We start from the raw sequence: 21,306 nt of genomic DNA, 5'->3' as shown, positions 1-21,306 counted from the left end.
GCACCTCACCTGTCTTGTGTCGGGCAGGCCTCGACGGGGACGGCCATCGTGACGTCGTCGGCCTGGTCGAAGCGGAACGTCATGTCGGCCGACATGCCCGGTCGTAGCCCGGGATCGATGACGTCCAGCCGCACTGCGGGAACGGCTCCCGCCTGGTCGACCTGCGCGGCACTGGGCTGGCCGAAGCCGATGCTGGACTTGGCGGGTATGTCCACGCCGACCAGGATGTTCGAATCGGCGACCGCCTCTGTGTAAATGGAGTCGAGGCGCACCTGGCCCGCCGGCCGCGCGTTGCTCACGGTGAAGCGAAGCCTGCCGCCCGTGCCCTGCTGGATGGCGCAGTGTCCGGGCACGAAAGTGGGGACGATGAAGGCATTCTCGATGGTGACGGCTCCCGGTGCGGATCCCGAGCCGCGGTTGGACGAACCCGGCCGGGAGGTGTCGGAACAACCGGTGAGAGTCACTATGGAAAAGGCGCACAACGACAGCACGATTCCCGTCAGGCGACGGGATGATGGCCGCATCGTCATTCTCCTCGTGTCGGGTGTATCGGTCAGCCGTCGGCATCCGCGCCGTGCCAGGGGTGGTTGCCCCGCAGGCGTTCGCGGAGGTCGACGAGAAGATCGGAGGCGCGGTCGAAGTCGGCTCGAGGTCCGTCACGTGTCCAGGCCTCGACGATCTCTCCTGCAATGCTGCGCAGCTTGACATTGCCGTTCTGCGACAGCACCCGGAGGATGTCGAACGCACCGCCGGCGTCCAAGCCGAAAGTCTGCATCAACATCCCTTTGGCCTGTTCGATGACGGGCTGGGTAGTGAGCTTTTCGCGTAACTGGGCGACCTCGCGGCGCAGATCCTCCACGTCGGGGTCGGTGACATCCGAGGCAGTGAGCGCACCGGTCATGGTCGTTCTTCCTGCTTCCGTCGTGGACAGGAGTGCTACCTCCTTTCTACGTGAATAGATGCGTTGTCGCAATGATTGCCCACAAGTCAGCATTTGCGCGGGTGGAGATGCTGTGCTCGCTATGTCACGCTCAGTCCGAGCCATCGAGGGTGACGATCACCTTCACGTCGCCGGGTTCGGCGGTGAACGCGTCAGCGGCGCGGTGCAGGGGAACGCGGCGGGTGATCAGGCCGGCCAGCCAGTCCTTGTCGGCCCTGGCCAGCGCATCGGCGGCTTGACGGTAGTGCCGCAGGTTGGCGTTGACCGAGCCGACCACGGCGTCGTTCTCGAGCACCAGCTCGCGGTTGACCGCGCCGGCGTCGATCTTCAGCCCTCGCCCTGCCGCGGAGACCCCGGTGAGGCAGACGATTCCGTAGGTCGACGTATTCGCGATGGCCCCGAAGACCACGGGTCCGGCACCGGTCGCCTCGATGACCACGTCGGGCTGGAGCCGTGCCGCGACGGTGTCGATGTCGTCGTGGTGATAGGTCGCGCCCAGCGCTGCGACGATGCCCGGTTTGGGTCCGTCGGTGACCCGATCCAGGACGTGCGTGTCGAGCCCCCGCTGCACCGAGAGCATGGCCGCGAGCAGACCGACGGGCCCGGCTCCGGTGATCAGCGCGCGTTCGGGCTCGAAGTAGGCGCGCTGTCCGATCCGCCACACCTGTTCCCAGGCCTTGGCGACCACGGTGGTCGGTTCCATCAGCACGCCTACGTCGGCGAGTCGCTCGTCGATCGTGATCGCATAGTCGGCCTCGACACACCAGCGCTGCGCGCCGTAGCCGTCGATCTCCTTGATGCCCCGCTCGGTGTAGCGGCCGTTGCGGCACATGTCGAACTCGCCACGGGCGCAAGCCCGGCACGGCACCGGGTCGGGCCTGCGCACGACGCCGACCACCAGGTCACCTGTGTGAAAGCTGCTCCCGGGTGGGGCCTCGGTGACCCGACCCAGCGATTCGTGGCCGATCACCAGCCTGTCCCGCCCGGCTGGTGCCCATCCGTAGCGCCCGCTGACGATCTCCTTGTCCGTTCCGCACACGCCGACTGCGAGACCGTCGACCAGCAGGTCGTCGGGTCCGGGTCGCGGCTCGCCCATATCGTCCACACGGAGTGTTCCGGCGCTTCCCGGCCGCACCGTCATTGCCTGCATGTACCATGACTTGCCAGTACGCACTTGTTGCAAACAAGCAATATTTGTGCACTGAGAACTGATGACTCTGACGAGCGGGGGCGGGATGGCCGAGCGCAGCACTTCGGGTGTGACGAACGACCAGATCGAGTCCGTGATGCGGGCTTCCCGCGCGCTGGTCGGGATCACCGCGGCGTCGATCATGACCGTCGACGACGTGGTGACCGTGCCCCAGCTCCGGGTGCTGATGATGATCGCCACCCGCGGCGCGATGAACCTCGCCGCTGTTGCAGACGCGCTGCAGGTCAATCCGTCCAACGCCAGTCGGCTCGTCGATCGGCTGCTGAAGATCGGCCTGGTCGACCGGCGTGAAGACCCCGCCGACCGGCGCAACATCGCGCTCACGTTGACCGCGGACGGGCAGGCGCTGATCGACGGGGTGATCCGGCACCGACGCAACGCGATCCGGCGGGCTCTGCGACAGATGGCGCCCGAGCAGCGCGACCTGCTGGCTGCGGTCCTCGAGGACTTCGCGACCGCCGCCGGTGAGCCGGCTCAGGAGTACCGGCAGATGCTGGTCTGACACCAGAGCCCAGCGCGAACTGGCCTGTTCGGACGATCAGTGCACCGGCAGGTGAGACGACACCCTCGCGTGCCCGACGACGAGCGGACGCACGATGGCCGGCATTCCGTGCCAGGCCGCATCGCCGGTCTCGGTGGTGAAGCCGCAGGCACTCATGGTCTCCAAAGTCGCTCTGTTGCAGACACATCCGCCCGCGAACGCCCGCCACGGCCGCAGCATCGCGTCCTGGCACACGGCGAGCCACCGCGACTGCGCACGCACGTGCTCGATGAACAGCAGCTGCCCGTCCGGGCGCAGCACCCGGGCGATCTCGCGCAGGGCGCGTTCGGGGTCGGCCACGGTGCACAGCACCAGTGTCGCGACGACGGTGTCCACGGACGCGTCGGGCAGGGGCAGCCGTTCGGCAGGAGCGTCGATGATGCGGGCGGCGCGGCCGTGCCGATCGAGCCGCCTGGCCAGCCGCCGCCGCATCCCGGGCTCGGGCTCGGTGAGGAGCAGCTCATCGACGCTGTCGGGATAGTGAAGGAGGTTCAGGCCCGTGCCGGCGCCGATCTCGAGGACGCGCCCGTGGGCGGCGGTGAGCACAGCGCGCCGCCGACGCCGCATTCCGACGGCCTCGCCCCACCACAGGAACGGGTCGTAGAGCAGTGCCATCACGCGCAGCCAGGCCTGGTTCATGTCCTGAAGGTAGGGGTGGGAGCAGGGTGGGCGCATCGCCCGAGCCGGCTATTGCGGCCCGATGGCCGGTTCGGGTGACGTCAAAGCAAGCCCAGCTGAGCCGCGACGGCGACCGCGGCGGTGCGGGACGGGCTGCCGAGCTTGCGGCGGATGTTGGCGACGTGACGGTGCACGGTGTGCGGGCTGACGACCAGGTGCTCGGCGATCTCGTGGTCGCTGAGTCCGCGCGCCACGCAGCGGAGCACCTCCCGCTCGCGCGACGAGAGCGGTCCGGGGTCGGGCGACTGCTCGTCCGGTTGCGCCTCCGCCAGTCCGGTTCGGCAGGCGCGAACGACGGGGTCCACGTCACCGTGCCAGGGAAAGTGCGACGTACCTTGCAGCGGAACGAATGTCGCGCCGGGGATGGCGGCTGCGACCTCGCGTCCGAGTCGGTAGGGGACGGCCCGGTCGTCGCGGCGGTGTACCACGGTGGTGGGTGCGCGCACGCCGGCAAGGCAGTCGCGCACGTCGAGTCGGTAGACCAGCCTCAGCAGCGCTGCGGCCGTCTGCGCGGTGGCCGACTCGCGTTGCAGGCGCCCGAAACGGTCGTGCTCGGCGCTGTCGGCGCCGCTGAGGAAGATGTCACCGAGTACCCGCGATCCGAGGCCCCAGTGCGCGTCGATCGCCGCCACGATCGCGTCGGCCACCCCCGGCGGAGTCAGCTCAGCGCCATAGGCGTAGCTGCCGTAGAGCACCAGCCGGTCCACGCGCTCGGGATACGTCGCAGCGAACGCCACCGCGGTGCAGCTTCCCGACGATCCGCCCACCAGCGACACCCGGTCCAGCCCGAGCCCATCGCAGAGCGCGCGCAGCGTCGCCACCTCGTGCTCGAGCGTCAGGTCGGATTCGCGCACCTCCCGGTCCGACATGCCGGCGCCGAGGCGGTCGTAGCGGATCAGCGTCCGGTCGGCGGCGACGCCGTCCCAGAACCGGCGCACGCCGGGGTGTTGCCAGTCGAGCTCCAGGTGACTCACCCACCAGGCCGGGGCGATCAGCGGCGGCTCAGCGCTGTCCGCCGGCCCGCGCACCTCGTACGCCAGCCGGCGGTCACCGAGGGACAGGAACCGAATCCCGGGCGGGCCCAGCACCCATCGAGCCTACGACGTTCGTGCCCGACGCCATACTGCTGCCGCGCACGATCAGCTCCGGTTCGAGGACCACCGACTCGGGCTGTCTGCCGGCCAGCACCTCGAGCAGCAATCCCACGGCGCACCGACCCATTTCGTGCATCGGGGAGCGGATGGTGGTCAACGGGACCGCACCGCCCTCGGCCAGCGGCGTGTCGTTGTAACCGACGAGGGCGACGTCGTCGGGCACGTGGATGCCGCGGTCGCGCAGAACTCCGAAGGCGCCGATGGCCGCGAAGTCGTTGGTCGCGAAGATCGCATCCGGCACCGAACCGCCGGCCAGGATCTGCTCGATGGCGGCACGGCCGCCGGCAGGATCGAAGCCGGAGTACACGATGCGCTCGGGCGGAACGTCGATCCCGTTGGCCCGCAGGGCTTCCACACAGCCGGTCGATCGGAGTCGGGCCGTCGAGGTGAACTCCAGGCCCGCCAGGATCGCCACGTCGCGCCGGCCGGTCTCGGCGAGGTGCTGGCCGACGAGCCATCCGCCCTTGTGGTCGTCGACCGTCGCCGACGGATAGTTCCCCGCGCTGCGCGACACCAGCGCGAACTTGATGCCCTGCTCGTGCACCTCGTCGAGGAACTCGTGGTCGAGGTGGGCGTCGCCGTAGATCAGACCGTCGACGCGGCGGTCGATCATCATGCGGGTGCGTGCGCGCTGGTTCTCGGTGACGTCGCGCGAGTTCGTGACGAACGTCGACAGCCCCGCCTCGGAGGCGGCTTCCTCGATGCCCTCGTAGATGGTTGCCAGCACGTAGTCCTGCAGCCGTGGCACCAGCACGCCGATCAAGCCGGAGCGGCGGGTGCGCAGACTCGACGCCTGCGGGTTGGGGGAGTAGCCGTGCTGTTCGGCGAACGCGCGGATCCGCGCGACCGTGTCGGCGGAACCCCAGCGCAGCGCCTCGCTGCCGGGAGTGGCCAGGACGCGAGACACCGTGGACGGACTCACACCGAGCTCATCGGCGATCTTCCGTAGGGTCATCGGACCCTGTTGTGCCGCCACCGCCATCCACCTCCGTGATGTGGGACTCACCCTAACAACACGCCCGAATGTTACGTGGCGATTTACACAAACGTTTGTCCGAAGTTACACAAACGATTGCGGACAACGATTGTGTCGTGGTTCACTCGGTACATGTCAGAACGCGGGATGACGCGGATCGCGGTGATCGCCACCGGCGGCACCATCGCCTCGACCGCCACCGAGGGCGGCGTCGTCGCCACGCGCACGGCCGCCGCGGTTCTGGAGGGCGCGGTCTTCGGCGACATCGAGGTCGAGACCCATGACCTGATGACGGTCGGTTCCTACCGCATGACGCTGGGGCATCTCCGGTCCATCAGCGACGCGGTCGACGCGTTGCTGCGACGTTCGCACGACCCCGTCGACGGCATCGTGATCACGCACGGCACCGACACGATGGAGGAGACCGCGATCCTGCTCGACCTGGTGCACGACGACGAGCGACCGGTCGTCCTCACCGGTGCGCAGCGGGCCGGCGACGCGCTCGACGGCGACGGCCCGCGCAACCTCGCGGACGCGGTGCTCGCCGCCGCGGCACCGCAGTGCCGGGGTCTCGGCGTGCTGATCGTCTTCGCCGGGCGGGTGCTGCCCGCGCGGGCGACCCGCAAGGTGCACACCACTGCGCTCGATGCGTTCCGGTCGGCCGCCTGCGGCACCGTCGGGACGGTGTCCGACGGCACCGTGACCGTCGACGCGGTGCCCCGGCGTCCCCCGCCGCTGCCCCGCCCGACCTCCGCATTCGACGGTACGCGGGTCGATCTGCTCGAGATGTATCCGGGCGCCGACGATGTGCTGATCGCCGCAGCCGTCTCGGCCGGCGCTCGCGGCATCGTGCTGGCCGGCACCGGCATCGGCAACGCCAATCCGGTGGTGGTGACGGCGATCCGCGGACTCGTCGGCACGGACGTGGCCGTCGTGCTGTCGACCAGGGTGCCCGAGGGGCCGGTGCGGGGCGTCTACGGCGACGGCGGCGGGGCCGACCTGGTGGCCGCCGGTGTGCCCACCGCATCGGGACTACCGGCCACTCAGCTGCGAATCCTGCTGGCGCTGTGGCTCTCTGAGAACAAGGCCGAGCCCGACCGGGTCAGATCGATGATCGCGGCCTGTGCAGACCTTGCCGATGAAGAAGACAACAAGGAGGAATGACTCATGGCAAAAGAAATCTTCGTGGCGTTCGGCATCGACGTCGACGCGGTCGGCGGATGGCTCGGTTCCTACGGCGGTGAGAACTCGCCCGGCGACATCTCCCGCGGAGTATTCGCCGGCGAGGTCGGCGTGCCCCGCCTGAACGCCCTGCTGGAGCGGTACGACCTGCCCGCCACCTGGTTCTGGCCCGGCCACTCCATCGAGACGTTCCCCGAGCAGTTCGACGCCGTGGTCGCCTCCGGCCACGAGATCGGGGTGCACGGCTACAGCCACGAGAACCCGATCGCGATGACGCGCGAACAGGAATCCGAGATCCTGGATTACTGCCTGGATCTCATCACCACCCGCACCGGGAACCGGCCCACCGGTTACGTCGCACCGTGGTGGGAGTTCAGCCGGGTCACCAACGAACTGCTGGTTGAACGCGGCATCACCTACGACCACTCGCTGATGCACCGCGACTTCGAGCCGTACTACGTGCGCGTCGGCGACTCGTGGACACCGATCGACTACGACAAGCCGGCGGCCGAGTGGATGAAGCCTCTGGTGCGCGGTGAGGAGACCGACCTGGTCGAGATTCCGGCCAGCTGGTACCTCGACGACCTGCCCCCGATGATGTTCATCAAGGGCAGCCCGAACAGCCACGGGTTCGTCAACCCGCGCCATATCGAGGAGATGTGGCGCGACCAATTCGACTGGGTCTACCGCGAATCGGAGTACGCGGTGTTCACCTTCACCATTCACCCCGACGTCTCAGGACGGCCCCAGGTGTTGCTCATGCTCGAGCGTCTGATCGAGCACATCAACTCCCATGACGGTGTCACCTGGGCCAATTTCAACACCATCGCCGAGGACTTCAAGAAACGGCGTCCGCGCAACTGATCCACCCACACGAAGGGTTTCAGTCTCATGTCAACACCTCACACCCCGAAGGTCCCCGGATTGCGGCGGGTCACCGGGAAAGAGACGCGCCGGGCGTCGGGCATCTCCTTCATCGCCTGGACCATCGCGGTGTACGACTTCATCCTGTTCGGCACTCTGCTGCCGCGCATCTCGGAGTCGTTCGGCTGGTCGACGAGCCGTGCGCTGCTGGTCTCCACCCTGGTCAGCGTCGGTACCGCGATCGTCGTCCTCGCCGTCGGCCCTATGGTCGACAAGCTGGGGCGGCGCAAGGGGATGATCATCTCCGTCGGCGGCACCGCCGCGTCCTCGGCGGCCACCGCCGCGACCATGGGTGCGGCGTCACTCATCGGTGTCCGATCGATCAGCGGGCTGGGCCTGGCCGAGCAATCGGTGAACGCCACCTACCTCAACGAGCTCTACGAGGTGACCGAGGACGAGGCGATCAAGAAGCGCCGCGGGTTCGTCTACTCGATGGTGCAGACCGGCTGGCCGACGGGTGCGCTTCTGGCCGCGGGCTTCGTCGCCGTGATCACCGCGATCTTCGGGGCCGACGCCTGGCGAATAGCCTTCCTGCTGGCCACGATTCCCGCCGTTCTCGTCGCCCTGCTGTGTCGCACGCTCAAGGAGAGCCCACAGTTCGAGGCGCAGCACCGCATCCGCGCGTTGCGCCGCGAAGGCAAGAACGACGAAGCGGTCGCCCTGGCCGCCGCCACCGCGACCGTGGAGCAGACCGCGGCACCGATGAAGCGGATCTTCACCGGCAAGCACCTGCGCAACACAGTCGTGCTGTCGCTGGCGTGGCTGCTGAACTGGTTCGGCATCCAGACATTCTCGGGACAGGACGGAGTCGGCGAGCGTCGCCCACTCGACGTCACGAACCCGCATCGGTCGCCTTCCGCTTNATGGCCACGCGGGCCGACACCCGCGGCGGCAGCACGCTGTCGCGGTACTCCTTGGGCAAGGGCATCGACGCCTCCAGCACGCTGATCCTGGTGGTGCTGTCCAACATCGTCGGCATCGCGGGTTACCTCGCCCACGGCTGGGCCGGCGACCGGTTCGGCCGCCGCAACACCATCGCCGTCGGATGGCTGGCGGCCGGGGTGTTCTTCGCGGCGATGCTGCTCGGGCCGTCAAACCCCGGCTACGTCCTCGTCACCTACATGATGGGGCTGTTCTTCCTGCTCGGGCCCTACGCCGCGATCATGTTCTTCCAGGCCGAGTGCTTCGACACCGACTGCCGCGCAACGGGAAGCGCGTTCATCGGCGCGATGTCGCAGCCGGGTGCGATCATCTCCGGCTTCATCCTCACCGGGCTCACCGCGGCCAGCATCGGGTACTCCACCGCGGCGCTGTGGGTGGGAGCGCTGGGCACGGTCATCTCCGGTGTCGTGGTGCTCGGCGCCCGCAAGGTCGCCCCGCCCAGCGCCTCGGAGGCGATGCAGCGCGCCCAGACCATCACGGAGGTGCAGTGATGTCCGATCAGCCGGTCGCGATGATCACCGGCGCCGCGTCGGGAATCGGTGCTGCGACAGCAGTATGCCTGGCGGAGAGGGGGATTCGTGTCGGCATCGGCACGTTCCCGGGCGATCCGCACGACCCCGAAACGACGCTGAAAGACGTGCGCGACGGCGGCGGGGAAGGGATGATCGTCGAGGTGGACGTCAGGTCCACGGACTCCGTCGACGCCTTCGCGGAGACGCTGGTCTCGACGTGGCGCCGGCTCGACGTAGCCGTCGCGAACGCCGGCATCCTGCGCGAGGCCGCCTTCGACACCCTCTCCGACGAGCAGTGGCACGACCTTCTCGACGTCGACCTGCACGGGGTGATGCGCACGGCACGGGCGGGCCTGCGGCACATGGGCGATGGCGGATCGGTCACGGCAATCTCGTCCATCGCCGGTGGGGTGTACGGCTGGCAGGCGCACGCGCACTATGCCACCGCCAAGGCCGGAGTGCTGGGTCTGGTACGCAGCCTCGCCGTCGAATACGGGCCGCGCGGGATTCGCGCGAACGCGATCATCCCGGGGCTCATCAGAACGCCGCAGTCCACAGACGCGGTCAACTCGCTGGGCCCCGAAGGGCTCGAACGTGCCGGCGGCTACATCCCATGGGGCCGCGTCGGTGACCCGCGCGAGGTCGCCGAGGTCATCGCCTTCTTGTCCAGCCCGCAGGCGTCCTACGTCAGTGGTCAGGCGATCGTCGTCGACGGCGCACTGACCGTGGCGATGCGCGACTGACACAACATGATCGGTGGATGAGGTGATGAGTACGGTGCTCGAAGGTAGAAGTGCACTGGTCACGGGCGGGGCGTCGGGCATCGGCCGGGCGATCGCCGCCGCCTACGTCGACGCGGGCGCGGAGGTGGTCATCGCCGACCGCGACCCACGGGTGGCCGAGGTCGCCGCGGAGATCGGCGCCCGCCGCGGCGAGATCCTCGACGCGACATCGGAACAGGCCGTCGACGCTCTAGTCGACACCATCGTCGGCGATCAGGGCCGGCTGGACATCCTGGTCTGCTCCCACGGCATCCTCACGCAGTCACCCGCGGTCGAGATGCCCGCCGCGATGTGGCGGGAGACCATCGATGTCGACCTGACCGCGGTGTTCCTCCTGAACCGGGCGGCGCTGCGGCCCATGCTCGATCAGGGCGGCGGCCGGATCATCAACGTCGCTTCGCAACTGGCCCTCAAAGGCGGTGTCTCACTGGCGCATTACGCCGCGGCCAAAGCCGGCGTCATCGCGATGACGAAGTCGATCGCGTTGGAGAACGCCGGGCACGGCGTGCTCGTCAACGCGATCGCGCCCGGGCCGATCGACACGCCCATGGTCGAGGGCATCGACGACCAGTGGAAGCGTGACAAACGCGCCGAACTGCCGCTGGGTCGGTTCGGCACGCCCGCCGAGATCGCGCCGACCGCCGTCCTGCTCGCCTCCGACCCCGGCGGCAACCTCTACGTTGGGCAGGTGCTCGGCCCCAACTCGGGCGACGTGATGCCCTGATGTGCGGCGGATGCGCCGGGGCGCCGCCGGATTGGGCCGCCGAGTGGGTCAGCGGCCCGCGCCGGCGCATGGCAGTCGCCCGGCGCATGACCGCGCTGTTGAAGCGCGACCGCGTCGTCGCCCTGCCGTCGGGCTGGACGGTCACCTCGGCGACCGGTGCCACGGTGGTGTGCCGGACCTACGACGACCTCGTCGCCGCGGTGAGCGGGCGTACCGGGATCGACCCGGGCACCGTGAGTGCGGCAGGCTTGGACGGCATCCCCGCCGCGAACGGAGCCCCCGCATGACCGACACCCACCGCATCGCCGTGATCCCCGGCGACGGCATCGGAACCGAGGTCGTGCTGGAGGGGCTCAAGGTGCTCGACGCGGCGGCGGCCGCCTTCGATCTCACCCTGGCCTACGAACACTTCGACTACGCCAGCGCCGACTACTACACCCGCACCGGCGCGATGCTGCCCACCGACTGGTTCGACGAGCTCCGAGGGTTCGGCGCCATATTCTTCGGGGCCGTCGGCTGGCCCGACGTGGTCCCCGACCACATCTCACTGTGGGGCAGCCTGTTGCAGTTCCGTCGGCACTTCGATCAGTACGTCAACATGCGGCCGGTGAAGCTGATGCCCGGCGTGCCGAGCCCGCTGGCGGGGCGGGCCCCCGGCGACGTCGACTTCGTGGTGGTGCGCGAGAACACCGAGGGCGAGTACTCCAGCATCGGCGGCAGGATGTTCGAAGGCACCGACCGCGAGACCGTCATCCAGGAGACGGTGATGACCCGCGTCGGAGTGGACCGCATCCTCCGCTACGCCTTCGACATCGCTCGACGCCGCCCGAAGCGGCATCTGACGTCGGCGACGAAGAGCAACGGAATCTCGATCACCATGCCGTACTGGGACGAACGTGTTCTGCAGATGGCCGAGAACTATCCCGATGTCGAGGTGGACAAGTACCACATCGACATCCTCACGGCGAACTTCGTCCTGCACCCCGACTGGTTCGACGTGGTGGTCGCGAGCAATCTGTTCGGCGACATCCTGTCCGACCTCGGCCCCGCGTGCGCCGGCACCATCGCGATCGCGCCCAGCGCGAACATCAACCCCGAGAAGCGATACCCGAGCCTGTTCGAGCCCGTGCACGGGTCCGCCCCGGACATCGCGGGACGGGGCATCGCCAATCCCATCGGCCAGATCTGGTGTGCCTCGATGATGCTCGACCATCTCGGTGAGCCCGCGGCCGCGAACGCGATCGTGGCGGCCATCGAGGACACTCTCGCGCGCGGCGGCGATGTGCTGACCCCCGACATGGGCGGACAGGCGACCACGGGCATGCTGGGCGATGCGATCGCCGAACGGGTCCGTGCGGCCGCCGGGGCCTGACCGGAACGCCCTGGCTCCCAGCACTTTCCCAGCAGACACTCAGGGACGCCGGCCGATGTTGTGGAGTCCGGTGCCGTGTCGTACCGTCAACGAAGTTGATTAGTCACCCTATAGATCGCCGGACCGACGTGGACGCGTCCGTGGGCGTCGCCGCTCCTGAAAGGGTCACGCATGCAGCGGGTCTCGATTGCCCGGCGGCTCGGCCGACGCTGGACGCTGGTGGTCGCCGTCGTGGTCATCGCGGTCGCCGGGTTCTCCGTGTACCGGCTGCGCGGCATCTTCGCCTCGGAGGACGTCACGACGACCGCCAGCGGATCCGACAGCCAGATCGTCCCGTTCAACCCCAAGCATGTCGTCCTCGACGTCTTCGGGTCGCCCGGCACCACCGCGACCATCACCTACCTCGACGTCCACGCCCAGCCGCAGAAGGCGGTCGACGTCCCGCTGCCCTGGTCGTATGACGCCGTCACCACCGACCCCGCCGTGTTCGTCAACGTCGCCGCCCAGGCGAACGGCGACTCCATCGGCTGCCGCATCACGATCGACGACGCGGTCAAAGACGAGAAGCAGGTGAACACCCTGAACGCCTACACCTTCTGCCTGGACAAGTCCGGATGAACGTCCGGATGAACAAGGTCCCTGCCCTCATCCGCCGCTTCTCGGTGCTGATCGCGCTGTTCTGGCTGGCGACCGCCGTTCTCACCAACGTCTTCGTGCCGCAGCTGGAGACGGTCGCCGAATCTCACAATGTGTCGCTGAGCCCGAAGGACGCGCCGTCCCTGCAGGCCAGCAAGCGCATCGGCAAGGACTTTCAGGAGTACGACTCCGACAGTTCGGCGATGATCGTCCTCGAGGGGGATCAACCGCTGGGTGCGGATGCGCATCGCTACTACGACGGCCTGGTTCAGAAACTCGAGCAGGACACCAAGCACGTCCAGCACATCCAGAACTTCTGGGGGGATCCGCTCACCGCGGCCGGCTCGCAGAGTTCGGACGGCAAGGCCGCGCTGGTGCAGGTCTTCCTGGCGGGCAATCAGGGTGAGTCGCTGGCCAACGAGTCCGTCGACTCGGTGCGCCGAATCGTCGACGACACCCCGGCCCCGCCGGGGGTGAAGGCCTACGTCACCGGACCCGCGCCGTTGATCACCGACCAGTTCGAGGTCGGCCGGCAGGGCACCTTGAAGACGACACTGATCACCATCGGCGTCATCGCGGTGATGCTGCTGTTCTACTTCCGCCGCCTCACCACGGTGTTCTTCGTGATCTTCACCGTGATGATCGAGCTGACCGCGTCACGCGGTGTGGTCGCCGTGCTCGCCAACGCCGGCATCATCAACCTGTCGACGTACTCGACGAACCTGCTGACCCTGCTGGTGATCGCGGCGGGCACCGACTACGCGATCTTCATTCTCGGCAGATTCCACGAAGCGCGCTACGCCGGACAGGACCGCGTCGAGGCCTTCGACACGATGTACCACGGCACTTCGCACATCATTCTCGGCTCGGGCCTGACGATCGCCGGTGCGGTGCTGTGTCTGACGTTCACGCGGTTGCCGTACTTCCAGAGCCTCGGCGTGCCCGCGGGCATCGGCGTGCTCGTGGCGGTGGTCGCCGCGCTGACCCTCGCCCCGGCGCTGCTGTCCATCGGCCGGCACTTCGGTCTGTTCGAGCCCGCTCGCCCGATGAACACCCGCGGCTGGCGGCGCATCGGCACCGCGATCGTCCGCTGGCCCGGCCCGATCCTCGTCGCGACCATCGCGATCGCCCTGATCGGTCTGCTGGCGCTGCCCAACTACAAGACCAACTTCGACAACCGCACCTACATGCCGGCCGACGCCCCGGCCAACGTCGGCTACGCTGCCGCCGAGCGGCACTTCTCCCAGGCACGGCTGGAACCGGAACTGCTGATGGTGGAGGCCGACCACGACCTGCGCAACCCGACCGACATGATCCTGCTCGAACGGGTGGCCAAGGCGGTGTTCCACACCGACGGCATCGCGCAGGTGCAGTCGATCACCCGTCCGCTCGGCACGCCGCTGGACCACACGTCGATCCCGTTCCAGCTCAGCGCCAGCAGCGCCGCACAGATCAACGCGCTGCCGTTCCAGCAGGCCCGCACTGCCGACCTGCTCAAGCAGGTCGGCGTGATCAACGACTCCATCAACACCCTGCGCCAGCAGTACGCGCTGCAGCAGCAGTCGGCCGCGGTCACCGACGAGCAGACCCAGGCGTTCGCGCAGACCGTGGCCACCGCCCAGGACCTGCGCGACAAGATCGCCAACTTCGACGACTTCTTCCGGCCCATCCGCAACTACTTCTACTTCGAGCCGCACTGTTACGACATTCCGATCTGCTGGGCGCTGCGCTCGTTGTTCGACGCGCTCGACGGGATCAACGACCTGACCGACCAGCTCGCCAACGTGGCCGGCAGTATCGCCAAACTCGATGCGCTGCAACCGAAGCTGCTGGCGCTCATTCCGCCGCAGATCGCCAACCAGCAGACCAACCGCGACCTGACGATGACGAACTACGCGACGCAGTCCGGCATCAACGACCAGAATTCGCGGGCACTGGAGAACTCGACGGCACTGGGTGCGGCGTATGACGCGTCGAAGACCGACGACTCCTTCTATCTGCCGCCGGAGGCGTTCACCAACCCGGAGTTCCAGCGCGGGCTCAAGCTGTTCCTGTCCCCGGACGGCAAGGCCGCGCGCATGATCATCACCCACGAGGGCGATCCCGCGACCACCGAGGGCATTTCGCACATCGACTCGATCCGGCACGCCGCCAGCGAGGCCGTCAAGGGTACCCCGCTGGCCGGCTCCCGCATCTTCATCGCCGGAACTGCGGCCACCTACAAGGACATTCAGGACGGAGCCAAGTACGACCTGATGATCGCCGGCATCGCGGCGATGTGCCTGATCCTGCTCGTCATGGTGTTCATCACGCGCAGCATCGTCGCGGCGTTCGTCATCGTCGGCACCGTCGCGCTGTCGCTGGGCGCCTCGTTCGGGTTGTCGGTGCTGATCTGGCAGGACCTGCTCGGCATCCAGCTGTACTGGATCGTGTTGGCGCTGGCCATCATTCTGCTGTTGGCGGTGGGATCGGACTACAACCTGCTGCTGATCGCGCGGTTCAAGGAGGAAATCGGCGCCGGGCTGAACACCGGCATCATCCGCGCGATGGCAGGCTCCGGCGCAGTGGTGACCGCGGCCGGTCTGGTGTTCGCCGCCACCATGGCGTCGTTCGTGTTCGCCGATCTGCGCATCCTCGGCCAGATCGGCACCACGATCGCGCTGGGGCTGCTGTTCGACACGCTGATCGTCCGCTCGTTCATGACCCCGGCCGTCGCCGCTCTCCTGGGCCGCTGGTTCTGGTGGCCGCTGCGGGTGCGCCCGCGCCCCGCCAGCCAGATGCTGCAGCCCTACGGATCACGCGCGGCGGTGCGTCAGCTGCTGCTGTGGGAGGACGACGACCCGGCGGTCAAGCCCGCAGGGAAGTAGCCCGGCCGGGCGCCGCTGCTGACGGGGCCCCACGGTGCCGCGGAAGCGCATTCCGGGTTGTGCTCGAGGCACCGATCGCAGCCGGGAATGCTATTCCGCGGGGGGCGGGGCGGGGCGGGTCCGCGGGATCAGACGCGGGCGAGGATGCGCTGCTCGACCGGTTCGGCGTCGAGCACCTCGATGTCCCGCAGCTTGCCCTTCAGGTGCGCGACTCTGCGCAGCTGGCCGGCCATGTTCATCGACGTCAGCATCGGGATGCCGCCGATGAACGTGCGGAACGACGGGTGTCCGCCGTCCAGGTGCAGCACGAACAGGCAGCCGACGACGTAGAAGAAGCCGAGCGTGAAGAGCGCAGCGGGGATCGCGTACGCGAGCGGGGAGCGGGCGTCGGCCACGAGTTCGGCCGCGTAGTCGGCCTCGTCGCGGGTCAGCGGCTCACGCTTGCGCACCTTGGCGAGCACGGCTTTATGGGCACCCACCTGGTCACCCAGCGGATGCGACGTCCGCCGCTCCAACCGGGTGATGTACACGAACACACAGGTGGCGAAGACGATCTCTGCCACCGCGGCCAGCGCCGCGAGGTCACCCCACACTCCGAGATCCACGCGAAGACTCCTTACGCTCCGTCCAAAAGGTTACCCGGCCTAACTGTTCTCGACGCATGCTCACAGCAACCACACAGGAAGGGCTGCAAGCATTCCCGAGCGTTTGGTGCGGGGTGGGCCCGGGAATTGTTAGCGGGTCTCTGTTTCGAACTCGAGGAGGCCGCCGTGGTCCACCGCGTCGACAATCCGGTCCCGCGAGCGCCCGCCCGTGAGCGGCGCGCGGAACCCGCAACGGAGTCCGACCGCCTCGACGCCCGCCTTCTCCGCATCGCCGGTGTCTGCGTGCTGGCGGCCATCATGACGATCCTGGACACCACCGTCGTCAACGTCGCCCAACGCACCTTCATCGCCGACTTCGGCTCGACCCAGGCGGTGGTGGCGTGGACCGCCACGGGATACACCCTCGCGCTCGCCGCGGTGATCCCGCTGACCGGATGGGCGGCCGACCGGTTCGGCACCAAGCGGCTGTTCCTCGGATCGGTGGTGCTGTTCGCCGCCGGCTCCCTGCTCTGTGCCACCGCGGGTGACATCACCCAGCTGATCCTCTACCGCGTGATCCAGGGGCTCGGCGGAGGCATGTTGATGCCGCTGGTCTTCACGATCCTGACCCGCGAAGCCGGCCCCCGCAGGCTCGGCCGGCTGATGTCGGTTCTCGGTATCCCGATGCTGCTCGGACCGGTCGCCGGACCGGTGCTGGGCGGCTGGCTCATCGACGACTACGGCTGGCGGTGGATCTTCCTGATCAACGTGCCGATCGGCGTTCTCGCGCTGGTGCTCGCCGCGCTGATCTTCGCCAGGGACGAGCCGTCGGACGCGGAGCCGTTCGACGTGGTCGGCATGCTGCTGCTGTCCCCGGGGCTGGCGAGCCTGCTCTACGGCGTGTCCTCGCTGCCCGAGCACAACAGCGTCACCGACGTCCACGTCTGGCTGCCGACGTGCGGTGGCGCTCTGCTGGACGCCGCGTTCGTCCTGCACGCCCTCCGCGGGACGACCCACCCGCTGATCGATCTGCGCCTGTTCAAGAACCGCCTGATGGCCGTCGCCAACGCCGCGATGCTGGTGTTCGCGGCCGCGTTCTTCGGTGCGATCCTGTTGCTGCCCAGCTACTTTCAACAGGTCTTTCATCTGACTCCGTTCCAGTCCGGGCTGCACGTCATTCCGCAGGGGCTCGGGGCGATGATCACGATGCCGCTGGCCGGCCGCCTGGTGGACCGGCAGGGCCCGGGCAAGATCGTGCTGACGGGCATCACCCTGATGGTGGCCGGAATGGGCGTGTTCGCCTACGGAGCTTGGCATCAGGACGCCTACGTCCCGGTCCTCATCACCGGTCTGGTGGTGTTCGGGTTCGGCATGGGCGCCACCATGATGCCGTTGTCCAGCGCCGCCGTGCAGACGCTGCGGCCCGAGCAGATCGCCCGCGGGTCGACGCTGATCAACGTCAACCAGCGGGTCGCCGGTTCGATCGGTACCGCGGTGATGTCGGTGATCCTGACCAACCAGGTGAACCGCAGCGACGCAGTGGCCACGGCGAATCAGGTTGCTGCACTGCAGGAACAGGCCAGCGCCACCGGTCGACCGCTCGACCCGGCGGCGCTTCCGCCGGAGGCGATGCACCCCGGCTTCGCCGACCAGGTGATGCACGACCTGTCCCACGCCTACACGATGGTGTTCGTGGTCGCCGCGCTGATGATCGCGGTCGCCTACCTGCCCGCGGCGTTGCTGCCCCGCAAGCGCATCGACGCTTGACACCTCGAAAGAACGTCGGCACTCTGGCGGACGAGGGGAGTACCTCACCAAGCCCGGCGTCGTCAACACGTTCCGGCCCACCGGATCCGGCGCCAGGCACCCGCGACTGCGGGTCGAGCGAGACCTCATCTTTCGACGAGATGAGGAGTGCATGTCCACTGCCACCACACCCCGCGCTGCCCAGACCATTCTGACCGCGCAACAGGTCACCGAACTGCAGGCGATGCGGGCCTATCCGAGCATCTCGATCCTGGCGACCACCCGCCCGGGGTCCACCATGCACGGCGAGGACATCAGCACGCTCCGGAGTCTGGCGGCGAGCGCGGCGCGCCGATTGGCGGCGGAGGACTCCCGCCACCTCGACGCCGACCCGGAGAGCCTGGTGACCGCCCTCCACGCGATGATCGCCGAGGCGGCGGGCCGGCCGACCGACCGCGGCGTCGCGCTGTTCGTCAGCGCCGCCGACCGGCGACGTGTGAATCTGCCTGTGCCCGTGGTGAACCGGTGCGTCATCGACCCCACCTTCGCCACCCGCGACCTGGTGCGTGCCCTCCAGCACACCCCGCACCACGCCGTCCTGCTGCTGTCGACCAACGAAGCGCGCCTTCTCCACGACCGCGGCGGCGTCCTCACCCCGGCGGCATCCGGCGGGTTCCCGGCCCGCCGGCGCACGCTCGGCGCGCGACGCAGCCGCGCCGACGAGCGTCCCACCGACTTCCTGCGAAGGGTCGATCGGGCGCTCGGCGTGGCCCTGCGCCTGGACCCCATGCCGCTGGTGCTCGTCGCCGCCGAACCGACCGCCTCGCGATTCCATCACCTGTCGCGCAACACCGGGCGCCTGGCCGGCGTCGTCAAGGGCAGCCACCTGCACACCGGCGCCGACGAGCTGACCGCGCTCACCCGCCCCGTCCTGCAGGACTACCTGCGCTCCCGCGCGCAGGAGGCACTCGATCTCGTCGAGCAGCGCGCCGGAGGCGGGCGGGTGCTGACCGACATCAACAGCGCCTGGCTGGCCGCGCGTTGGGAGCGCCCCGAGTTGCTGGCCGTCGAGGAGGACTTCTTCTACCCGGCGCGGCTGGGGCAGGACGGGGACAGTCTGATCCCCACCGACGAGGTGGACCGACCCGACGTCATCGACGACGCCGTCGACGAACTCATCGAGATCGTGCTCGGTCGCGGCGGCTGGATCGCCCTGCTTCCACCCGGTGAACTGCCCGACGGGGCCCGCTTGGCGCTGACCCTGCATCGCTGACGTCGGTACCCTCGCCGGGGACACCCCCCGACGAAAGGCTGCGTCTTGGCGACCCACTCCGCGATCGAGCTCGACGGCGTCGCCGGCTGGACGGTGGAGCTGATGGAGCGGTGGGGCGGCCTCGGCGCGGGCCTCGCGATCGCCGCCGAGAACCTGTTCCCGCCGGTTCCGAGCGAGGTGATCCTGCCCATGGCCGGCTTCGCCGCGCGGCTCGGCGACCTGTCGCTGGCCGAGGCGATTATCGGCGCGACGGTGGGCTCGCTGATCGGCGCTTGGGTGCTCTACGGGCTCGGCGCGTGGCTCGGGCACGATCGGATGCGTGGCCTCGCGCTGCGCATCCCGCTGGTGGCGGCCGAGGACATCGACAAGACGACCGCGTGGTTCGCCCGCCACGGAACGAAGGCGGTGTTCTTCGGCAGGATGGTGCCGCTGTTCCGCAGCTTCATCTCGGTGCCCGCGGGCACCGAGCGGATGAACGCCGCGGTCTTCACCGTGCTGACGCTGCTGGGGAGCCTGGTGTGGAACACCGCGCTCATCTCCGCGGGCTACGCGCTGGGCGCCAACTGGCACGCCATCGATCCGTACACGGCGACCCTGCAGTACGTCGTGCTGGCCGGCGTCGTGATCTGGGCTCTGCGCTTCGTGATCACGCGGCGCCGTCGGCGGCGGTCTGAGGCGGCGAACCCGGGCATGAACTCTTAGGCCCGCTGCTGGCCACGGATCAGGCGGCCGCCCGGAACGTGCCGAAGGACCAGGGCGGCGAGCCCGTCGCGGACACGCTGGTGCTCTCGCGGAGCGACACGGCCGCGGCGAAGATCGTGACAGCCCGCGACCGCCCATCCGCCCGCGATGACGGCGTCGGTGTATCCCGCCCGGGCGCGGCGAGGGTCGCTGGCTGCGAGCAGTGATGCGGTCAGTGCATGCACCGCGTCGACCCAGACCCCCATCGCGAGCACGTCGGGGTCCGGCCGGAGTCCGGACAGTGCCGCCTGCACAAGGTGACGCGCACCGAGCACACGCGTCACGACGCGGCTCGCGGCGTCGACGGGAGCGCTGTGCGTGGCGTTCAGCACCCGCTCCGGGGCGATGAGCAGCGCCGCGCCCCATGCCGCACGGAAGATCTCCACCGTGCGGTAGCGTCCGCTCAGCACGGCGCCTCCCGGTACATCTGCGCCTCCGGCGTGAGCGTCATGCCATGCCCGGGCCGGGTGGTGGTCACAGGAAGGTGGCCGCCGGTGGGAATGGGCACACCGTGGAACAATTCAGCCTCCAATCGCGTGTGATCAATGAAGTACTCGAGGTGGCGCAGCCGCGCCACGGACGCAGCGACCGGAATGTGCAGGGCCGGTGCACAGTGCGCCGAGACCTCGAGATTGTGTGCCGCGGCGATGCCTGCTGCGGCCAGCCAGCCGGTGTATCCGCCGCAGCGGGTGACGTCGATTTGCAAACAGTCGACGACAGGCGCGAGCCGGCGCGCGTCGTAACAGTCAGCGATGTATTCGCCGGCCGCGACGTCACACCGGACGGCGGAACGCACGGCGGCGAGTCCTTCGATGTCGTCGCTGCTGACCGGTTCCTCGAACCAGGTGACGCCCAGCTGATCCAGGGCGGCCCCCACGCGCCGGGCCTGGCCGGCCGAATAGCCGCCGTTGGCGTCGACCATGAGCTCGACCGATTCGCCCGCGAGCGAACGTAACACCCTGACGCGCAGCAGGTCTCGCTCAGGATCGCTACCCCAGCACTGCGCGATCTTGATCTTCATCGCGGTGCACCCGGCGTCGCGCCATACCTGGACCTGCGCGGCGAGTTCATCGTCGTCGAGGTTGACGAACCCGCCCGATCCGTAGATGGGAACGGTGCTGTGGCAGCGGCCGAATAGCGTGGCCAGCGGCAGGTTGCGCAGGTGGGCACGCAGATCCCACAGGGCGATGTCGACGGCGCTGACAGCCTGGGCGACCAGGCCGCGGGTGCCCAGATTGCGGCACGCGCGCTTCATCGCGGTGAAGGCGCCGGGCAGGTCCGCCGCGTGCCGGCCGACGACCACGTCGCGCAGATGGTGAACGATGACCCCGGCGGCGGCCGGGGAACTGTACGTCCATCCCAGCCCCACGAGACCCGCGGCGTGCGCGTGGACGACGACCGCGGTGGTGGAGTCCCACCGCAGCGTTCCGTCGGCTTCGGGCCGCTCGGTCGGCACGGTGTAGACCGCCACGTCGAGCCCGTCGATTCGCGTCGATGCCATTGCCTCACATCCCTTCTGGGC

22 protein-coding genes and 1 pseudogene are annotated in these 21,306 nt (G+C 68.7%); 14 read left to right on the top strand and 9 right to left on the bottom strand.

What is annotated here, in order from left to right; genetic code table 11:
* Nucleotides 1-5 precede the first annotated feature (5 nt).
* The 3 genes from MCHUDSM44219_RS21870 to MCHUDSM44219_RS21860 all read right to left on the bottom strand — a co-directional run bounded on the left by MCHUDSM44219_RS21870 (nucleotide 6) and on the right by MCHUDSM44219_RS21860 (nucleotide 2,036).
* Nucleotides 6-530 (bottom strand): hypothetical protein, encoded by a 525-nt coding sequence (locus MCHUDSM44219_RS21870; protein WP_048420318.1) that lies wholly within the window; start codon nucleotides 528-530, stop codon nucleotides 6-8.
* Between the two features lie 23 nt (nucleotides 531-553).
* On the bottom strand, nucleotides 554-901 hold the full coding sequence (locus MCHUDSM44219_RS21865) for an ANTAR domain-containing response regulator (protein ID WP_048420317.1): 348 nt from the start codon (nucleotides 899-901) through the stop codon (nucleotides 554-556).
* 130 nt (nucleotides 902-1,031) lie between these two features.
* The gene (locus tag MCHUDSM44219_RS21860) at nucleotides 1,032-2,036 is read right to left on the bottom strand and encodes a glucose 1-dehydrogenase (protein ID WP_236695548.1); all 1,005 of its coding nucleotides are present in this window, start codon (nucleotides 2,034-2,036) and stop codon (nucleotides 1,032-1,034) included.
* A 115-nt stretch (nucleotides 2,037-2,151) separates the two neighbouring features.
* Between MCHUDSM44219_RS21860 and MCHUDSM44219_RS21855 the strand changes: the two genes are divergently transcribed.
* Entirely contained in the window at nucleotides 2,152-2,652 is a 501-nt protein-coding gene (locus tag MCHUDSM44219_RS21855) for a MarR family winged helix-turn-helix transcriptional regulator (RefSeq protein ID WP_236695547.1), read from the top strand.
* 36 nt (nucleotides 2,653-2,688) lie between these two features.
* Here the strand turns inward: MCHUDSM44219_RS21855 and MCHUDSM44219_RS21850 are convergent, their stop codons facing one another.
* The 3 genes from MCHUDSM44219_RS21850 to MCHUDSM44219_RS21840 all read right to left on the bottom strand — a co-directional run bounded on the left by MCHUDSM44219_RS21850 (nucleotide 2,689) and on the right by MCHUDSM44219_RS21840 (nucleotide 5,505).
* Complete coding sequence (locus tag MCHUDSM44219_RS21850) at nucleotides 2,689-3,330, bottom strand: class I SAM-dependent methyltransferase (protein WP_048420314.1); 642 nt, start codon at nucleotides 3,328-3,330, stop codon at nucleotides 2,689-2,691.
* Nucleotides 3,331-3,410: 80 nt separating this feature from the next.
* The gene (locus tag MCHUDSM44219_RS21845; RefSeq protein WP_053081342.1) at nucleotides 3,411-4,457 is read right to left on the bottom strand and encodes an alpha/beta fold hydrolase; all 1,047 of its coding nucleotides are present in this window, start codon (nucleotides 4,455-4,457) and stop codon (nucleotides 3,411-3,413) included.
* Nucleotides 4,417-5,505 (bottom strand): LacI family DNA-binding transcriptional regulator, encoded by a 1,089-nt coding sequence (locus tag MCHUDSM44219_RS21840; protein ID WP_048420313.1) that lies wholly within the window; start codon nucleotides 5,503-5,505, stop codon nucleotides 4,417-4,419. The genes MCHUDSM44219_RS21845 and MCHUDSM44219_RS21840 overlap by 41 nt, the downstream gene beginning before the upstream one ends.
* Nucleotides 5,506-5,631: 126 nt before the next feature.
* Between MCHUDSM44219_RS21840 and MCHUDSM44219_RS21835 the strand changes: the two genes are divergently transcribed.
* From MCHUDSM44219_RS21835 to MCHUDSM44219_RS21790, 10 genes and pseudogenes are all read left to right on the top strand, one after another.
* Nucleotides 5,632-6,663, top strand: coding sequence for an asparaginase (locus MCHUDSM44219_RS21835; protein WP_236695545.1), 1,032 nt, complete (start codon nucleotides 5,632-5,634; stop codon nucleotides 6,661-6,663).
* Nucleotides 6,664-6,666: 3 nt separating this feature from the next.
* The gene (locus MCHUDSM44219_RS21830) at nucleotides 6,667-7,545 is read left to right on the top strand and encodes a polysaccharide deacetylase family protein (protein ID WP_048420311.1); all 879 of its coding nucleotides are present in this window, start codon (nucleotides 6,667-6,669) and stop codon (nucleotides 7,543-7,545) included.
* A gap of 27 nt (nucleotides 7,546-7,572) precedes the next feature.
* A pseudogene (locus tag MCHUDSM44219_RS21825) lies at nucleotides 7,573-8,467 on the top strand (MFS transporter); the annotation flags it as partial.
* 1 nt (nucleotide 8,468) lies between these two features.
* Nucleotides 8,469-9,038: MFS transporter (locus MCHUDSM44219_RS21820; RefSeq protein ID WP_048420310.1), on the top strand; the 570-nt coding region annotated here is incomplete at its 5' end.
* On the top strand, nucleotides 9,038-9,802 hold the full coding sequence (locus MCHUDSM44219_RS21815; RefSeq protein ID WP_048420309.1) for an SDR family NAD(P)-dependent oxidoreductase: 765 nt from the start codon (nucleotides 9,038-9,040) through the stop codon (nucleotides 9,800-9,802). The genes MCHUDSM44219_RS21820 and MCHUDSM44219_RS21815, both read left to right, overlap by 1 nt.
* Before the next feature lie 25 nt (nucleotides 9,803-9,827).
* Nucleotides 9,828-10,565: an SDR family NAD(P)-dependent oxidoreductase gene (locus MCHUDSM44219_RS21810; protein WP_048420489.1), complete on the top strand. Its 738-nt coding sequence runs from the start codon at nucleotides 9,828-9,830 to the stop codon at nucleotides 10,563-10,565.
* Nucleotides 10,565-10,852, top strand: coding sequence for a hypothetical protein (locus MCHUDSM44219_RS29600; protein WP_174894754.1), 288 nt, complete (start codon nucleotides 10,565-10,567; stop codon nucleotides 10,850-10,852). The genes MCHUDSM44219_RS21810 and MCHUDSM44219_RS29600 overlap by 1 nt, the downstream gene beginning before the upstream one ends.
* The gene (locus MCHUDSM44219_RS21800) at nucleotides 10,849-11,937 is read left to right on the top strand and encodes a tartrate dehydrogenase (protein WP_048420308.1); all 1,089 of its coding nucleotides are present in this window, start codon (nucleotides 10,849-10,851) and stop codon (nucleotides 11,935-11,937) included. Before MCHUDSM44219_RS29600 ends, MCHUDSM44219_RS21800 begins: the two co-directional genes overlap by 4 nt.
* Nucleotides 11,938-12,108: 171 nt before the next feature.
* Nucleotides 12,109-12,555, top strand: coding sequence for an MmpS family transport accessory protein (locus MCHUDSM44219_RS21795; RefSeq protein ID WP_048420307.1), 447 nt, complete (start codon nucleotides 12,109-12,111; stop codon nucleotides 12,553-12,555).
* Between the two features lie 8 nt (nucleotides 12,556-12,563).
* On the top strand, nucleotides 12,564-15,440 hold the full coding sequence (locus MCHUDSM44219_RS21790) for an MMPL/RND family transporter (protein ID WP_048420487.1): 2,877 nt from the start codon (nucleotides 12,564-12,566) through the stop codon (nucleotides 15,438-15,440).
* A 128-nt stretch (nucleotides 15,441-15,568) separates the two neighbouring features.
* Here the strand turns inward: MCHUDSM44219_RS21790 and MCHUDSM44219_RS21785 are convergent, their stop codons facing one another.
* Entirely contained in the window at nucleotides 15,569-16,045 is a 477-nt protein-coding gene (locus MCHUDSM44219_RS21785; RefSeq protein WP_048420306.1) for a hypothetical protein, read from the bottom strand.
* Between the two features lie 165 nt (nucleotides 16,046-16,210).
* Between MCHUDSM44219_RS21785 and MCHUDSM44219_RS21780 the strand changes: the two genes are divergently transcribed.
* The 3 genes from MCHUDSM44219_RS21780 (at nucleotide 16,211) to MCHUDSM44219_RS21770 (ending at nucleotide 19,745) form a co-directional block, all read left to right on the top strand.
* Nucleotides 16,211-17,791: a DHA2 family efflux MFS transporter permease subunit gene (locus MCHUDSM44219_RS21780; RefSeq protein WP_082162321.1), complete on the top strand. Its 1,581-nt coding sequence runs from the start codon at nucleotides 16,211-16,213 to the stop codon at nucleotides 17,789-17,791.
* 151 nt (nucleotides 17,792-17,942) lie between these two features.
* The gene (locus MCHUDSM44219_RS21775; protein WP_048420304.1) at nucleotides 17,943-19,043 is read left to right on the top strand and encodes a baeRF3 domain-containing protein; all 1,101 of its coding nucleotides are present in this window, start codon (nucleotides 17,943-17,945) and stop codon (nucleotides 19,041-19,043) included.
* A 45-nt stretch (nucleotides 19,044-19,088) separates the two neighbouring features.
* Nucleotides 19,089-19,745, top strand: coding sequence for a DedA family protein (locus MCHUDSM44219_RS21770; protein ID WP_048420303.1), 657 nt, complete (start codon nucleotides 19,089-19,091; stop codon nucleotides 19,743-19,745).
* On the opposite strand, the gene MCHUDSM44219_RS21765 is transcribed toward MCHUDSM44219_RS21770, so the two are convergent.
* Both MCHUDSM44219_RS21765 and MCHUDSM44219_RS21760 read right to left on the bottom strand, forming a co-directional pair.
* Nucleotides 19,742-20,194, bottom strand: a complete 453-nt coding sequence (locus tag MCHUDSM44219_RS21765) for a hypothetical protein (RefSeq protein WP_236695544.1) — start codon at nucleotides 20,192-20,194, stop codon at nucleotides 19,742-19,744. The genes MCHUDSM44219_RS21770 and MCHUDSM44219_RS21765 overlap by 4 nt on opposite strands.
* Nucleotides 20,188-21,285 carry an enolase C-terminal domain-like protein gene (locus MCHUDSM44219_RS21760; protein WP_048420302.1) on the bottom strand — a complete coding sequence of 366 codons (1,098 nt, stop codon included), beginning with the start codon at nucleotides 21,283-21,285 and terminating at the stop codon, nucleotides 20,188-20,190. Before MCHUDSM44219_RS21760 ends, MCHUDSM44219_RS21765 begins: the two co-directional genes overlap by 7 nt.
* Nucleotides 21,286-21,306: the final 21 nt, after the last annotated feature.

Origin of the sequence: Mycolicibacterium chubuense, assembly GCF_001044255.1 — a bacterium.
Lineage (GTDB): Bacteria > Actinomycetota > Actinomycetes > Mycobacteriales > Mycobacteriaceae > Mycobacterium > Mycobacterium chubuense.
This window is presented reverse-complemented; position numbering and strand designations above follow the sequence as displayed.

Coding starts and splice junctions, on each gene's coding strand:
- MCHUDSM44219_RS21870 (WP_048420318.1), bottom strand. CDS start 530: ATGACGATGCGGCCATCATCCCGTCGCCTGACGGGAATCGTGCTGTCG.
- MCHUDSM44219_RS21865 (WP_048420317.1), bottom strand. CDS start 901: ATGACCGGTGCGCTCACTGCCTCGGATGTCACCGACCCCGACGTGGAG.
- MCHUDSM44219_RS21860 (WP_236695548.1), bottom strand. CDS start 2,036: ATGGGCGAGCCGCGACCCGGACCCGACGACCTGCTGGTCGACGGTCTC.
- MCHUDSM44219_RS21855 (WP_236695547.1), top strand. CDS start 2,152: ATGACTCTGACGAGCGGGGGCGGGATGGCCGAGCGCAGCACTTCGGGT.
- MCHUDSM44219_RS21850 (WP_048420314.1), bottom strand. CDS start 3,330: ATGAACCAGGCCTGGCTGCGCGTGATGGCACTGCTCTACGACCCGTTC.
- MCHUDSM44219_RS21840 (WP_048420313.1), bottom strand. CDS start 5,505: ATGGCGGTGGCGGCACAACAGGGTCCGATGACCCTACGGAAGATCGCC.
- MCHUDSM44219_RS21835 (WP_236695545.1), top strand. CDS start 5,632: ATGTCAGAACGCGGGATGACGCGGATCGCGGTGATCGCCACCGGCGGC.
- MCHUDSM44219_RS21830 (WP_048420311.1), top strand. CDS start 6,667: ATGGCAAAAGAAATCTTCGTGGCGTTCGGCATCGACGTCGACGCGGTC.
- MCHUDSM44219_RS21815 (WP_048420309.1), top strand. CDS start 9,038: ATGTCCGATCAGCCGGTCGCGATGATCACCGGCGCCGCGTCGGGAATC.
- MCHUDSM44219_RS21810 (WP_048420489.1), top strand. CDS start 9,828: ATGAGTACGGTGCTCGAAGGTAGAAGTGCACTGGTCACGGGCGGGGCG.
- MCHUDSM44219_RS29600 (WP_174894754.1), top strand. CDS start 10,565: ATGTGCGGCGGATGCGCCGGGGCGCCGCCGGATTGGGCCGCCGAGTGG.
- MCHUDSM44219_RS21800 (WP_048420308.1), top strand. CDS start 10,849: ATGACCGACACCCACCGCATCGCCGTGATCCCCGGCGACGGCATCGGA.
- MCHUDSM44219_RS21795 (WP_048420307.1), top strand. CDS start 12,109: ATGCAGCGGGTCTCGATTGCCCGGCGGCTCGGCCGACGCTGGACGCTG.
- MCHUDSM44219_RS21790 (WP_048420487.1), top strand. CDS start 12,564: ATGAACAAGGTCCCTGCCCTCATCCGCCGCTTCTCGGTGCTGATCGCG.
- MCHUDSM44219_RS21775 (WP_048420304.1), top strand. CDS start 17,943: ATGTCCACTGCCACCACACCCCGCGCTGCCCAGACCATTCTGACCGCG.
- MCHUDSM44219_RS21760 (WP_048420302.1), bottom strand. CDS start 21,285: ATGGCATCGACGCGAATCGACGGGCTCGACGTGGCGGTCTACACCGTG.